The following is a 13,186-nucleotide window of genomic DNA, read 5'->3' as shown; positions in this document are numbered from 1 at the left end:
ACAGCGAGAGTGATGATGCAGCCCTTCGATGAACGCCTGCGCAACGAATATCCGCAATTGGCGCCGCAGGAACAGCGCGTCGCCGACTTTATCCTCGATCATTTCGATGACCTGATCAGTTACAACAGCGCCGAGCTGGCGCGCTTGAGCGGGGTTTCTAAAGCCACGGTCAGCAGGCTGTTCAAGCGGTTGGGGTATCGCAGCTACAAGGACATGCGCGCTGAGCTGCGCACCCTGCGCCAGAGCGGCATGCCGGTGACCGACGAGAGGCATGCGGTGCAGGGCAATACGCTGCTGGCGCGGCATTACAAGCAGGAAATGGCTAACCTCTCGCACTGGGTGAGCCATCTCGATGTGGAGCAATTCGGCGCGGTGATCGCCGCGCTGGCGCGGGCGCGGCGGGTCGCGCTGCTGGGATTTCGCAACAGCTATCCGATAGCCATGCATCTGCGTCAGCAGCTGATGCAGGTGCGGGAGCGGGTGCTGCTGATGCCGCAGCCCGGCCAGACGCTGGCGGAGGAGCTGGTCGATCTCGCGCCGCAGGATATGGCGGTGGTGGTGGCGTTTCGGCGCCGGCCGCGTCAGCTCAAGGCGATACTGACGCAGCTGCAAACTCGCCGGGTGCCGACGCTGTTGATCTGCGAACCGCAGGCGCAGGCGCTGATCCCGCTGGCGGACTGGCATTTGGCCGCCTCGCTGGACAGCGTCTCCGCCTTCGACAGCTATTCAGCCGCCATGAGCTTATGTAACCTGCTCAGCAACGCCCTGCTGCATGAGATGTTGGAGCAGGGGCGATCGCGTATTCATCATATTGCCGGTCTGTATCAGGATTTGGACGAACTGGAACCGCGCTAACCGGCGCTTTTTTGGTGCTGATGCACATTTTTGGTGCAGCTCTGGCCTGCCTGCCTTCCCTTTCTCCGTCGCCGGCCCGCTGAGGCCGGCAGGTTTTTTTCTCGTTAATCAGCGCCAGTTAAGGCATGGGTTCGACGTATTTTCGATTGGCACATTAGTTGCAGAGGTTGTGGTGTAAGAATCTTTTGTTTCATCTTTTCACCATCGGGGATACGCTATGAACATCAAAAAAACGCTGTGGACGGTTTTCACCGGGATCGCCTTGCTGGCGCAGGCCGCGCCGACCATGGCGGATCAATTGCAGGAGATCCGGCAGCGCGGCGTCCTGCGCGTGGCGGTGCCGCAGGATTTCCCGCCATTCGGCTCGGTGGGCACCGATCTGCAGCCCCAGGGTTATGACATCGATATGGCGCGTTATCTGGCCGATAAGATGAAACTTAAGTTGCAGTTGGTGCCGGTCACCAGCGCCAACCGGGTGCCTTATCTGCAGACCAATAAAGTGGATCTGGTGATCTCCAGCCTGGGCAAAAATCCGGAGCGTGAAAAGACCATAGCCTTCAGCCGCGCCTATGCGCCGTTCTTCCTGGGGGTCTTTGGTCCGAAAGACGGCGCGTTGGCGAACATGGCGCAGCTCGATGGCAAGACCGTCGGCGTCACGCGCGGCGCGGTGGAGGATATGGTGCTGAGCGACGGCGCGCCTAAAGGGGCGCAGATCAAGCGTTATGAGGATAACAACACGACGCTGTCGGCCTATCTCTCCGGGCAGGTGCAGTACATCGCCACCGGTAACATGGTGGTGAGCGCCCTTGCGCGCCAGAATCCGGGCAAGGCGCCGGCCGCCAAGTTCATGTTGAAAGATTCGCCGTGCTTCGTGGGGTTGCGCCAGGGAGAACCGGCCTTGAAAGCCACAGTGGATGCGCTGATTGGACAGGCGCTGGCGGACAAGACGCTGAATGGCCTGTCGGAGAAATGGTTGAAGGCGCCGCTGCCCGATGGTTTTGGCGCATAACGGGAGCGGCGGATGACCTATCAGCTGAATTTCTCCTCGCTCTGGCCCTACATGCCTGAGCTGTTGGCGGGGTTACTGACGACGATGGCGCTGACGGCGCTGGCGACGTTGATGGGGGTTGCGTTGGGCATTTGCGGCGCGGCGATCCGCAGCGGCCGGGCCGGCGCGCTGAGCCGCCTCTGGGGCGTTTACGTCGAAGTGGTGCGCAACACGCCGTTCGTCGTGCAGTTGTTCTTCATCGTGTTCGGCCTGCCGAGCCTGGGCTGGAAACTGACGGCCGGGCAGGCGGCGCTGCTGGCGATGGTGATCAACCTTGGCGCCTACAGCACCGAAATTATTCGCGCCGGCATTCAGGTCACGCCGAAGGGGCAGTGGGAAGCGGGACGCGTGTTGGGGCTCAGCCGCAGCCAGACCTTTTTACGCATCGTACTGCCGCCGTCGCTGCAGCGTATTTATCCGGCGTTGGTGAGCCAGTGCATCATCGTGATGCTGGGATCCTCGGTGGTGTCGCAGGTCTCGTTCGAAGAGCTGACCTTCGCCGCCAACCTGATCCAGTCGCGCACCTTCCTCAGCTTTGAAGTCTATCTGGTGACGGCGCTGCTTTATCTGTTGTTGTCGCTGTTGATGCGTCAACTGTTGCTGGCCGCCGGGCGGCGTTTTTTAGGGAGCCGAAACTGATGCTGACGTTTACCGATTGGGACATCGTGCGCAATCTGCTGTTGGCGGCTCGCTGGACGCTGCTGCTGTCGTTGACGGCGTTCTTCGGCGGCACGCTGGTGGCGCTGCCGCTGGTGTTGATGCGCCTGAGCAAGCGCCGCTGGGCAATGCGTTTTGTCCGCGTTTACGCGGAACTGTTTCAGGGCACGCCGCTGCTGATGCAGCTGTTTTTAGCGTTTTTCGGTCTGGCGCTGTTCGGCGTCGACGTCAGCCCATGGACCGCGGCCGCGCTGGCGCTGACGCTATTCACCAGCGCTTTTCTGGTGGATATCTGGTCCGGCAGCATCGCCGCCTTGCCGAAAGGTCAGTGGGAGGCAGCCCGTTGTCTCGGGCTGAGTTTCGCGCAGACGCTGATGCGCGTCATCACGCCGCAGGCGGTGCGTATCGCCATTGCGCCGACCGTCGGTTTCTCGGTTCAGGTGATCAAGGGCACCGCCTTGGCGTCGATCATTGGCTTCGTCGAGCTGACCAAGGCCGGCACCATGCTGAACAATGTGACTTATCAGCCCTTCAAGGTGTTTGGTCTGGTCGCGTTGGGCTATTTCCTGATGTGCTATCCCTTGTCGCGTTACAGCCATTATCTGGAGAAGAAATGCCATGCCGATCATCACCATTAATCAGGTTCAAAAATATTACGGTCAGAATCATGTGTTGAAGGGCGTGGATCTGGATATCGACATGGGACAGGTGGTCTCGATCATCGGCCGCAGCGGGTCTGGTAAAAGCACGCTATTGCGCTGTATCAACGGGCTGGAAGGGTATCAGGAAGGGAGCATCAAACTGGGCGGCATGACCATCACCGAACGCGATTCGCAGGCGCGTGAAATCAGCCGCTCGATTGGCATGGTGTTTCAGAACTTTAACCTGTTCCCGCATATGACGGCGCTGGAAAACGTGATGCTGGCGCCGCGCCGGGTGCTGAAAAAAAGCGCTGCCGAGTGCCGCGAGTTGGCCGAACAGATGCTGAACAAGGTGGGATTGGGTGAGCGCATGCATTACGCGCCGGCCAACCTTTCCGGCGGGCAACAGCAGCGGGTGGCGATCGCTCGGGCGCTGGCGATGAAACCGAAGGTGTTGCTGTGCGATGAGATCACCTCGGCGCTGGATCCCGAGCTGGTGGGTGAAGTCCTGAAGGTGCTGGAACAGTTGGCGCGAGAGGGCATGACGCTGATTCTGGTCACTCATGAAATGAGCTTCGCCCGCGAGGTGGGCGACCGGGTGGTATTCATGCACCAGGGCAAGGTGTGGGAGCAGGGAAATAGCCGCACGCTGTTCGCCAATCCGCAAACGCAGGAATTGAAACAGTTTATCGCTTCTGTGCGCGGGTTGTCAGAAGCCTGATCTCGGCAAATAAAATGACAAGTTATTAAGCTGGTAAGGAAATAACATGCTAACTACTCCGCAGTTCGAACAGATTAACCCGCCGGCGCGCCTGTTGATGGGGCCGGGGCCGATCAACGCCGATCCGCGCGTGCTGCGCGCCATGTCGAGCCAACTGATCGGCCAGTACGATCCGGCAATGACCGGTTACATGAATCAGGTCATGGCGCTGTATCGCGCGCTGTTCCGCACCGAAAACCGCTGGACGATGCTGGTGGACGGCACCTCGCGCGCCGGCATCGAGGCGCTGCTGGTTTCTGCCATTCGTCCGGGCGATAAGGTGCTGGTGCCGGTATTCGGCCGCTTCGGACATCTGCTGTGCGAAATTGCCCGCCGTTGTCGCGCCGAGGTACACACGATCGACGCGCCGTGGGGCGAGGTGTTCAGCGCCGATCGCATCGAAGACGCGATTAAGCGGGTGCGCCCGCGTCTGCTGCTGACGGTGCAGGGCGACACGTCCACCACCATGCTGCAGCCGCTGCATGAGCTGGGCGATATCTGTCGCCGCCACGGCGTGCTGTTCTATACCGATGCGACGGCGTCCTTTGGCGGCAACCCGCTGGAGACCGACGCCTGGGGGCTGGATGCGGTCTCCGCCGGGCTGCAGAAGTGCCTGGGCGGCCCTTCCGGCAGTTCGCCGGTCACCCTCAGCCCGCAGTTTGAAGAGATCGTGCGTCGTCGCAAATGCGTGGAGGAGGGGATCCGCACCGCCGAACATGCCGACGGCGACGACGAGATGATCTACTCCAACTATTTCGACCTCGGCATGATCATGGATTATTGGGGGCCGGAACGCCTGAATCACCATACCGAAGCCACCAGCATGTTGTTCGCGGCGCGAGAATGCGCGCGGGTGATCCTCGAGGAAGGGCTGGATCAGGCCATTGCCCGCCACCGGCTGCATGGCGCGGCGATGCTGGCGGGCATCCAAGGCATGGGGCTGGCGGTGTTCGGCGATCTCGAGCACCGCATGAATAACGTGCTCGGCGTGATGATCCCGCCGCAGGTGCACGGCGAGCAGGTGCGGCAGATGATGCTGAACGATTTCGCCATCGAAATCGGCACCTCGTTCGGCCCGCTGCAGGGCAAGATCTGGCGCATCGGCACCATGGGCTACAACGCGCGCAAAGATTGCGTGCTGCAAACGCTGGCGGCGCTGGAGGCGGTGTTGAACCGGTTGGGCTTCGCCACGCAACAGGGGGAGGCCCTCCAGGCGGCCTGGAAGCTGTACGATGCAGGACGGCCAGAATGACGCCGCAGGAGGCGCAGCAGGCCGCCGCGCGGGTGATGGCGCGCTGTGACGAGCTGGCGGCGATCAGCGCGGAGCCCGGTAAACTGACGCGTCTTTATTTGTCTGCGGAACATCGGCGCGCCAACGTTCTGGTGGGCGAATGGATGCGCGAGAGCGGCATGCGGGTGTGGCAAGACAGCGTCGGCAATATCTGTGGCCGTTATGAAGGGCTAACGCCCGGCGCCCCCGCGCTGCTGCTCGGTTCGCATCTGGACACGGTGCGCAACGCCGGGCGTTATGACGGCATGCTCGGCGTGCTCACGGCGCTGGAAACGGTGGCGCAATACCACCGCCAGGGGCGCCGTTTGCCGCTGGCGCTGGAGGTGATCGGCTTTGCCGACGAAGAGGGCGCTCGCTTTGGCGTGACGTTGCTGGGCAGCCGCGGCTTGACCGGCCAATGGCCGCAGGAATGGCTGGCGCAGACTGACGCGGACGGGGTGAGCATCGCGCAGGCCATGCGCGACTTTGGGCTGGAGCCGACGGCGATCGCGCAGGCGCGCCGCGCGCCGCAGGAAATCCGCGCTTATCTGGAATTGCATATCGAACAAGGCCCATGTCTGGAGGCGGCCGACCTGGCGCTGGGCGTGGTGACGGCGATCAACGGCGCACGTCGGCTTAACTGTGTCTTTAGCGGGGATGCGGGGCATGCCGGTACGGTGCCGATGGGGCAGCGCAAAGACGCGCTGGCGGCCGCGGCGGAATGGATAACGGCGGTTGAAACGTTGACCCGCGCCGCCGATCCGCATCTGGTGGCCACCGTCGGCTGCATCGAGAGCCTGCCGGGCGCGGCCAATGTGATCCCGGGCGAAGTGCGATTGACGCTCGACGTGCGCGGCCCGCAGGATGCGCCGCTGGCGGCGCTGTTGGAGATGTTGCTGGCGCAGGCGCAGACGATCTGCGCACGCCGCGGAGCGCGCTTCGCCAGCGAGGAGTTTTACCGCATTGACGCCACCGCCTGCGATAGTGATCTGCAGCGCCGCTGGCAGGCGGCCGTCGAGCAGGTACAGGGGCAGAGTCTGGCGCTGCCGAGCGGCGCCGGTCATGACGCCATCGCCGTGGCGGCGCAATGGCCGGTCGGCATGCTGTTCGTGCGTTGCGCCGGCGGCGTCAGCCATCATCCGGCTGAAGCGGTGCGGCAGGCGGACGTAGCGCTGGCGATCCAGGCCTATTGCCTGACGATCGCCGGCTGGGACCGCGTTTAATCAGTCAAGACGCAGAAAACTGTCGGCATCGCGCCAGGCCGGGAAGGCGCTGCGGTAACTTTGCAGGTTTTCCAGCGAGAGTTCGGCGTCCAGCCGCGCGGCCGCGCCGGGCTCGGCATCCGCCAGGATCTCGCCCTGCGGGCTGATGATCAGGCTGTCTCCGCTGTAGTTCAGGCCGTTAGGGTCTTCGCCCACCCGGTTGCAGCCCGCCACATACACCTGATTTTCAATCGCCCGCGCCGCCAGCAGCGTTTGCCAATGGCGGCTGCGCGGCGCCGGCCAGTTGGCGACGTACAGCGCCAGATCGTAATCCTGCTGATAGCGCGCCCAGACCGGGAAGCGCAGGTCGTAGCAGATCTGCGGCAGGATGCGCCAGCCGCGCCACTCGAAGATTTCACGCCGGTTGCCGGCCTGGTAGTGCAGGTGTTCGCCGGCCATGCGGAACAGATGGCGTTTGTCATAGGCATGCACCTGGCCGCCCGGCTCCACCAGCAGGAAGCGATTGACCGCGCCTTCGGCGGTTTTCAGCGCCACGCTGCCGCCGATCAACGCGTGGCTTTTCACCGCCCAGCCGTGCAGCCAGTCGATCACCTGCTGTTCGGGCAGGGCGCTCTCGCCGGCATCCATGGCAAAACCGGTGGTGAACATTTCCGGCAAGACGATGAGATCGCGCCCGACGATCGGCGCCAGCAACGCGTCGAAGGCGGCCAGGTTAGCGAGGCCGTCGCGCCAGACCAGCGGTTGCTGCAACAGGGTAATTTTTAAAGTCGACATAACCGCTCCGCAGCTGCATCCAGCGTGGCGTCCTGTTTAGCGAAGCACAGCCGGATCAATTTATGAGGGAAAGGATCGGCACAGAAGACCGACAGCGGAATGGCCGCCACGCCCACGTGCTCAGTTAACCAATGGCAGAACGCCACATCGTCCAGATCGGAGATGGCGCTGTAGTCCGCCAGCAAGAAGTATGTACCGGCGCAGGGTAAAATTTCCAGTCGGCTGCTCGCCAGCGCCTGCACAAAGCGATCGCGCTTGGCGCGATAGAACGCCGGCAGCTGTCGCCAGTGCTCCGGTTCGGTGCGCAGGCTATCCGCCAGCGCCAACTGCGCCGGAGTATTGACCGAAAAGGTCAGGTATTGATGCACCTTGCGCACCTCGGCGCTCAGCGCGGCGGGCGCCACGCAGTAACCCACTTTCCAGCCGGTCATGTGGAAGGTTTTGCCGAAAGAGGAGACCGCGATCGCGCGTTGGCGCAGCTGCGGGTGGGCCAACACGCTGGCGTGGCCGCCTTTGGCGAAGCAGATATGTTCGTAAACCTCGTCGCTGAGTACGTAGATTTCGCGTTCGGCGATGGCGTGCCACAGCTGCTGCATGTCTTCCGCCTGCCAGGCGGTGGCGGACGGGTTGTGCGGCGTGTTGACGATCACCAGGCGGGTGCGCGGCGACAGCGCGGCGGCGAACCGTTGCCAATCCACGGCAAACGCGGGCGGCTGCAGGGCGAGGCGTTTGAGTACGCCGCCGGCCAGCGTCACCGCCGGCGCGTAGCTGTCGTAGCTCGGATCGAAACAGACCACCTCATCGCCGGGGCGCACCAGCGCCGTGATGGCGGCGAACAGCGCTTCGGTAGCGCCGGCGGTGACGGTCACTTCGGCGGTGGCGTCCGGCTGCCAGCCATACAGCTCGGCAGTTTTGTCGGCGATGGCTTCGCGCAGCGCCGCCACGCCGGTCATCGGTGCATACTGGTTGGCGCCCTGGGCGACATGCCAGGCCAGGCGTGCTTTCAGGTAGTCCGGCCCGTCGAAATCGGGGAAGCCCTGCGACAGGTTGATCGCCTGATGCTGCTGCGCCAGCGCGCTCATCTGGGTGAAGATGGTGGTGCCCAGGGCAGGCAGTTTACTTTCGGGAATCAATGCGGAAGTGCTCATAGCAGGTGAATACTCCAGGCGCTTATATTGCCGTCAATATAACACGATGCTAGTATTTGGCAATCAAGACGCTTAGATGGCTAAATGAGAAAAAGTGCTTAGCCTGTCGCGCAGCCGGCTAAGCCTCACCTGCTGACCGCTATACCGAACGGGAAACGATAACAATGACGGAGAATCCGCAACTTACCGCATTACTGGCGGTCTGCCACTGGATTGGCGACAAAGGCTGGTGTCCAGCGACCGGCGGCAACATGTCGTTGCGCCTCGACGAACGCCAGTGCCTGGTCACCGAATCCGGCAAAGACAAAGGCAGCCTGAGCGCCGCCGATTTTCTGCGGGTGGATATTGCTGACAATCACGTGCCGAGCGGCCGTACGCCATCGGCGGAAACCGGGCTGCATACGCTGCTCTATCGCTTGTACCCGCACCTTGGCGCGGTGCTGCATACCCATTCCGTCAACGCCACCGTGTTGTCGCGGGTGGAACGCGGCGATGCGTTGGTGCTGCAGGGGTACGAAATGCAAAAGTCGCTCGCTGGCCAGCGCAGCCACCTGGACAGCGTGGCGATCCCCATTTTCGATAACGATCAGGACATCCCCCGGCTGGCGGCGCGCGTGGCGGCCTATGCCGAGGTCACGCCGCTGCAGTACGGTTTTCTGGTGCGCGGCCACGGTCTCTATTGCTGGGGAAGCCAGGTGGCGGAAGCCCGCCGCCATCTCGAAGGGCTGGAATTCCTGTTCCAGTGCGAACTGCAACGTCGTTTGCTGGAGGCGAAATGATCCGCGCTATCGTGACCGATATTGAAGGCACCACCAGCGATATTCGCTTCGTGCATCAGGTGCTGTTTCCCTATGCCCGTGAACGGCTGGCGGATTTTGTTCGCCGTCACGCCACGGAGAGCGAAGTCGCCGCGCCGCTGGCGGCGCTGCGCGCTGAAATTGACCAGCCACAGGCGGATCTCGACGCACTGATCGCCGCGCTGTACCGCTTTATGGATGAAGACCGCAAATCCACCGCGCTCAAGGCGCTGCAGGGCATCATCTGGCGTAGCGGCTATCGCGAAGGGGATTTCCGCGGGCATCTGTACCCGGAGGTCGCGGGGCAGCTGGCCGCCTGGCAGCGTCAGGGGCTGCAGCTTTACGTCTATTCCTCCGGTTCGGTGGAGGCGCAGAAGCTGCTGTTCGGCCACAGCGACGCCGGCGATCTGCAGCCGCTGTTTAGCGGCTATTTCGACACGCACGTCGGCGCCAAGCGTGAAACCGCGTCGTACCGCAACATTGCGCAGGCTATCGGCATCGCGCCCGACGAACTGCTGTTCCTGTCCGATATCCACCAGGAGCTGGACGCGGCGCAGGCCGCCGGCTGGCATACCTGCCAGCTGATCCGCGATGAGGCGGACGCACAAAGCCGGCATCCACAGGTCAGCCGTTTTGATCACATCGATTTAGGGGAGTTTGTCTCATGAGTGGATTGACCATTTTCAGTGATACAGCGCCGCAGCAGCCGCTGTGGCAGAGCCGCGACGCGCAGGAAATCCAGCGCCAGCTGGCGCAGATCGGCGTGCGCTTTGAGCGTTGGCAGGCGGATCGCGAGCTGGGCGACAATCCGCAGCCGGAGGCGGTGATCGCCGCCTACCAGCATGAGATCGACCGGCTGGTGGCGGAAAAGGGCTACCAGAGCTGGGACGTGATCAGCATGCGACCGGACCACGAACAGCGCCAGGCGCTGCGTGAAAAATTCCTGTCCGAACATACGCACGGTGAAGATGAAGTGCGCTTTTTCGTTGAAGGGGCGGGGCTGTTTTGCCTGCATCTGGACGGCAAGATCTTCCAGATCCTGTGCGAAAAGAACGATCTGATCTCAGTGCCGGCCAACACCCGCCACTGGTTCGATATGGGCTCGGCGCCGCACTTTACCGCGATCCGGGTGTTCGACAACCCGGAAGGCTGGGTGGCGCATTTCACCGGCGACAAGATCGCCGATGCCTATCCGCGTCTGGACTGATCGTTAACCGGCGGGCGTTAACCCAGCGTCCGCCGGAAAATCCCCGCTTCAACCTGTTGCGGCGTGATCACGCCGCTGTCGAACACCCACCCGCTGATGAGTTTTGCCGGCGTGACGTCGAACGCCGGATTGTAGACCGGCGCCTCGGCCGGCGCCCACTGGCAGGCGCCAAAGCTGCCTGAAACGCCGGTGACTTCGGCTGCTGCTCGCTGCTCGATCGGGATGGCGGCGCCGTCCGGACAGTGCGGATCGTGGGTGGTGTGCGGGGCGGCCACGTAGAACGGGATGCTGTGATAGTGCGCCAGCACCGCCAGGCTGTAAGTGCCAATCTTGTTGGCGACGTCGCCGTTGGCGGCGATGCGATCCGCGCCGACCCACACCGCATCGACCTGGCCCTGCGCCATCAGGCTGGCGGCCATCGAATCGCAGATCAGGCGATAGGGAATGCCCAGCTCGCCCAGTTCCCAGGCGGTCAGACGGCCGCCCTGCAGCAGCGGCCGGGTTTCATCGACCCATACCTGTTGCACCTTGCCCTGCTGGTGGGCGCGCAGCAGCACGCCGATGGCGGTGCCGACGCCGGCGGTGGCTAACCCGCCGGTATTGCAGTGGGTCAGCAGGCGGCTGCCGGGCTTGACCAGACCAGCGCCGCGATCGGCGATGCGATCGCACAGCAGGCGATCTTCCTCCACCAACCGCAGCGCTTCGTTCACCATCGCCGGCGCCCAGTCAGGCTCCGCCAGCGCCAGCTTCATGCGATCCAGATTGTTCATCAGGTTAACCGCCGTCGGGCGGGCGGCGCGCAGCGTGTGCAGCGCCTGCTCCAGCTCGGCGCGCGGCAGACCGCGTTCCGCCAGCAGCGCTAACAACAGGCTGGCGGACAGCCCGATCAGCGGTGCGCCGCGCACCCGCAGGCTGTGAATGTGCCCGACCAACTCCTCCACGCTGTCGCAAGCGCGCCACCGCTTTTCCTGCGGCAGGGCTTGCTGATCGAGGATCCAAAGGCGGTTGTCCTGCAGGGTCAAACTGGTGGTGTTAAGCGCTTGCATCGGCGGTTAATTCCTTGTTGCGAGGTTATTGCATCTGAAACGCTATTCTGCCAACATGACTTCCAGATGTATAGACGTCCAAATGCTTTTACGTCTAAATAAACAGAATCGCTGGGGGCAGCGAGAGAGAACAGAGGGGTTGGGGAATGTCGCTTTATCGTACGTTTACGGCTGCCGATGCCGTTGAATACGCCCGCCAATACGGGCAGGTGGCCGATCCGCAGGCGCTGGTCAGCGCCGACGAGATCGGCGACGGCAACCTGAACCTGGTGTTCAAGATCCGCGATCGCGAAGGCGTGAGCCGGGTGATCGTCAAACAGGCGCTGCCCTACGTGCGCTGCGTGGGCGAATCCTGGCCGCTGACGTTGGATCGGGCGCGCATCGAAGCGGAAACGCTGTTGATCCACGGCGGTTTCTGCCCGCGGCATACGGTAAAAGTCTTGCATCACGATCCCGAGTTGGCGGTGATGGTGCAGGAAGATCTCTCCGATCATCGCATCTGGCGCAGTGAACTGGTGCAGGGGAACTATCATCCGCTGGCGGCCGGGCAGCTGGCGGAATACCTGGCGCAGACGTTGTTTCACACCTCCGATTTTTATCAGCCGGCGCAGCAGAAAAAGGCGGAAGTCAGCCGCTTCACCAACCCCGAGCTGTGCCAGATCACCGAAGATCTGTTCTTTACCGATCCCTATATCGACCATGAGCGCAATCAGTTCGAGGCGGCGCTGTTGCCGCAGGTGCAGGCGCTGCGTGAGGATGCGCCGCTGAAGCTGGCGGTCGCCGGCCTGAAACACCGCTTCCTCAGCAAGGCGGAGGCGTTGTTGCATGGGGATATCCACAGCGGTTCGATCTTCGTGGCGGAAGGGCGATTGAAAGCGATCGACGCTGAATTCGGTTTCTACGGCCCGATCGGTTTTGATGTCGGCACTGCGTTAGGCAACCTGCTGCTCAACTATTGCGGCCAGCCTGGGCTGTTCGGGCCGCGCGACGCCGCCGCCGGGCGCGAGCAGCGTCTGCAGGATGTGCGCGAGCTGTGGCTGATCTTTGCCGATCGTTTCCTGGCGCTGTGCCATCAGCAAAGCCGCGATGCGGCGCTGGCGACGCCGGGTTACGCCGAGCAGTTCCTGCTGCAGGTCTGGACTGATGCGATAGGGTACTGCGGTACCGAGCTGATTCGGCGCACTATCGGCCTGGCGCACGTCGCCGATCTGGACAGCATCGCCGACGCCGACATGCGCCTCGGCTGTCAGCGTCATGCGCTGGGCTTGGGGCGCACGCTGATCGTCAATGCGCCGCAGATCGAGCATATCGATGCGCTGTTGGCGCGTATTCGTCAGCAAGGCTGAAAAGGCGGGTGCTCGTGGATCCTGCCTGACATCATCAGCCAACGGGCGGGGCGAACCCCGCCGTTGGGTTGCCTTACCGTTCGGATTCGTAAGCCAAAGTGGCCGCAACCTCCGAGTCTCCCAACCTGATGCGCAGTGCGCACAGCGAACCGCGGGTGAGCCAGATGAACGCGATCAGCGTCATACAGACGATCACCAGTTTAAGCACGACCCGTTTTTGCTGCATTTTTGACCTCCCTATCCTTGCCTTGCGGCGGGTAAGAGGCTAACCTGATGTTGCTAGGCATCAGAGTGGCCTCGGGTTGATAATATCGACTCGGGGCCTTTCTCTTTCTCTCCTTTGCCAAGGCGCCGGACAGAAAGATCCAGAGCACCCGCTGCGCAGTCTACCCGAACTTCCTTCCCGTTAAATCC

The 13,186-nt window shown here is 62.7% G+C and carries 15 protein-coding genes; 11 read left to right on the top strand and 4 right to left on the bottom strand.

What is annotated here, in order from left to right:
- The first annotated feature begins 15 nt into the window (after positions 1 to 15).
- The 7 genes from MMS95_RS18800 to hpxK all read left to right on the top strand — a co-directional run bounded on the left by MMS95_RS18800 (position 16) and on the right by hpxK (position 6,454).
- Positions 16 to 855, top strand: coding sequence for a MurR/RpiR family transcriptional regulator (locus tag MMS95_RS18800; RefSeq protein ID WP_033634154.1), 840 nt, complete (start codon positions 16 to 18; stop codon positions 853 to 855).
- A 217-nt stretch (positions 856 to 1,072) separates the two neighbouring features.
- On the top strand, positions 1,073 to 1,864 hold the full coding sequence (locus tag MMS95_RS18795; protein ID WP_033634113.1) for a transporter substrate-binding domain-containing protein: 792 nt from the start codon (positions 1,073 to 1,075) through the stop codon (positions 1,862 to 1,864).
- A gap of 12 nt (positions 1,865 to 1,876) precedes the next feature.
- Positions 1,877 to 2,542: an amino acid ABC transporter permease gene (locus MMS95_RS18790; RefSeq protein ID WP_242142069.1), complete on the top strand. Its 666-nt coding sequence runs from the start codon at positions 1,877 to 1,879 to the stop codon at positions 2,540 to 2,542.
- On the top strand, positions 2,542 to 3,198 hold the full coding sequence (locus tag MMS95_RS18785; protein ID WP_033634111.1) for an amino acid ABC transporter permease: 657 nt from the start codon (positions 2,542 to 2,544) through the stop codon (positions 3,196 to 3,198). The genes MMS95_RS18790 and MMS95_RS18785 overlap by 1 nt, the downstream gene beginning before the upstream one ends.
- Positions 3,179 to 3,922, top strand: coding sequence for an amino acid ABC transporter ATP-binding protein (locus tag MMS95_RS18780; RefSeq protein WP_033634110.1), 744 nt, complete (start codon positions 3,179 to 3,181; stop codon positions 3,920 to 3,922). Before MMS95_RS18785 ends, MMS95_RS18780 begins: the two co-directional genes overlap by 20 nt.
- Positions 3,923 to 3,968: 46 nt before the next feature.
- Positions 3,969 to 5,213, top strand: a complete 1,245-nt coding sequence (locus MMS95_RS18775) for an alanine--glyoxylate aminotransferase family protein (protein WP_033634109.1) — start codon at positions 3,969 to 3,971, stop codon at positions 5,211 to 5,213.
- The gene (gene hpxK / locus MMS95_RS18770; RefSeq protein WP_060558620.1) at positions 5,210 to 6,454 is read left to right on the top strand and encodes an allantoate amidohydrolase; all 1,245 of its coding nucleotides are present in this window, start codon (positions 5,210 to 5,212) and stop codon (positions 6,452 to 6,454) included. Before MMS95_RS18775 ends, hpxK begins: the two co-directional genes overlap by 4 nt.
- Here the strand turns inward: hpxK and MMS95_RS18765 are convergent, their stop codons facing one another.
- Together MMS95_RS18765 and MMS95_RS18760 are read right to left on the bottom strand one after the other, a co-directional pair.
- Positions 6,455 to 7,228, bottom strand: coding sequence for an amidohydrolase (locus tag MMS95_RS18765; protein WP_033634107.1), 774 nt, complete (start codon positions 7,226 to 7,228; stop codon positions 6,455 to 6,457).
- Positions 7,216 to 8,376 (bottom strand): pyridoxal phosphate-dependent aminotransferase, encoded by a 1,161-nt coding sequence (locus MMS95_RS18760; protein ID WP_048326838.1) that lies wholly within the window; start codon positions 8,374 to 8,376, stop codon positions 7,216 to 7,218. Before MMS95_RS18760 ends, MMS95_RS18765 begins: the two co-directional genes overlap by 13 nt.
- 164 nt (positions 8,377 to 8,540) lie before the next feature.
- Here MMS95_RS18760 and MMS95_RS18755 point away from each other — a divergent pair, with 164 nt between their 5' ends.
- The 3 genes from MMS95_RS18755 to MMS95_RS18745 are packed head-to-tail and all read left to right on the top strand — an operon-like array spanning position 8,541 to position 10,380.
- Positions 8,541 to 9,155 (top strand): methylthioribulose 1-phosphate dehydratase, encoded by a 615-nt coding sequence (locus MMS95_RS18755; RefSeq protein ID WP_033634104.1) that lies wholly within the window; start codon positions 8,541 to 8,543, stop codon positions 9,153 to 9,155.
- Positions 9,152 to 9,841 (top strand): acireductone synthase, encoded by a 690-nt coding sequence (gene mtnC, locus MMS95_RS18750; RefSeq protein WP_021505012.1) that lies wholly within the window; start codon positions 9,152 to 9,154, stop codon positions 9,839 to 9,841. The genes MMS95_RS18755 and mtnC overlap by 4 nt, the downstream gene beginning before the upstream one ends.
- Complete coding sequence (locus MMS95_RS18745) at positions 9,838 to 10,380, top strand: acireductone dioxygenase ARD (RefSeq protein ID WP_015376726.1); 543 nt, start codon at positions 9,838 to 9,840, stop codon at positions 10,378 to 10,380. Before mtnC ends, MMS95_RS18745 begins: the two co-directional genes overlap by 4 nt.
- 17 nt (positions 10,381 to 10,397) lie before the next feature.
- On the opposite strand, the gene mtnA is transcribed toward MMS95_RS18745, so the two are convergent.
- A complete protein-coding gene (mtnA, locus tag MMS95_RS18740; RefSeq protein WP_156866563.1) occupies positions 10,398 to 11,426 on the bottom strand; it encodes an S-methyl-5-thioribose-1-phosphate isomerase in 1,029 nt (342 codons plus the stop codon).
- Between the two features lie 146 nt (positions 11,427 to 11,572).
- On the opposite strand from mtnA, the gene mtnK reads away from it, so the two are divergent.
- Positions 11,573 to 12,772 (top strand): S-methyl-5-thioribose kinase, encoded by a 1,200-nt coding sequence (gene mtnK, locus MMS95_RS18735; RefSeq protein WP_033634102.1) that lies wholly within the window; start codon positions 11,573 to 11,575, stop codon positions 12,770 to 12,772.
- A gap of 73 nt (positions 12,773 to 12,845) precedes the next feature.
- On the opposite strand, the gene MMS95_RS18730 is transcribed toward mtnK, so the two are convergent.
- On the bottom strand, positions 12,846 to 12,998 hold the full coding sequence (locus MMS95_RS18730; RefSeq protein WP_082997621.1) for a Hok/Gef family protein: 153 nt from the start codon (positions 12,996 to 12,998) through the stop codon (positions 12,846 to 12,848).
- Positions 12,999 to 13,186 lie beyond the last annotated feature (188 nt).

Source organism: Serratia sp. PGPR-27 (genome assembly GCF_022678525.1).
Classification (GTDB): domain Bacteria; phylum Pseudomonadota; class Gammaproteobacteria; order Enterobacterales; family Enterobacteriaceae; genus Serratia; species Serratia nematodiphila.
The sequence above is the reverse complement of the archived record's forward strand: the minus strand, read 5'-3'. Positions and strand labels throughout refer to the sequence as shown.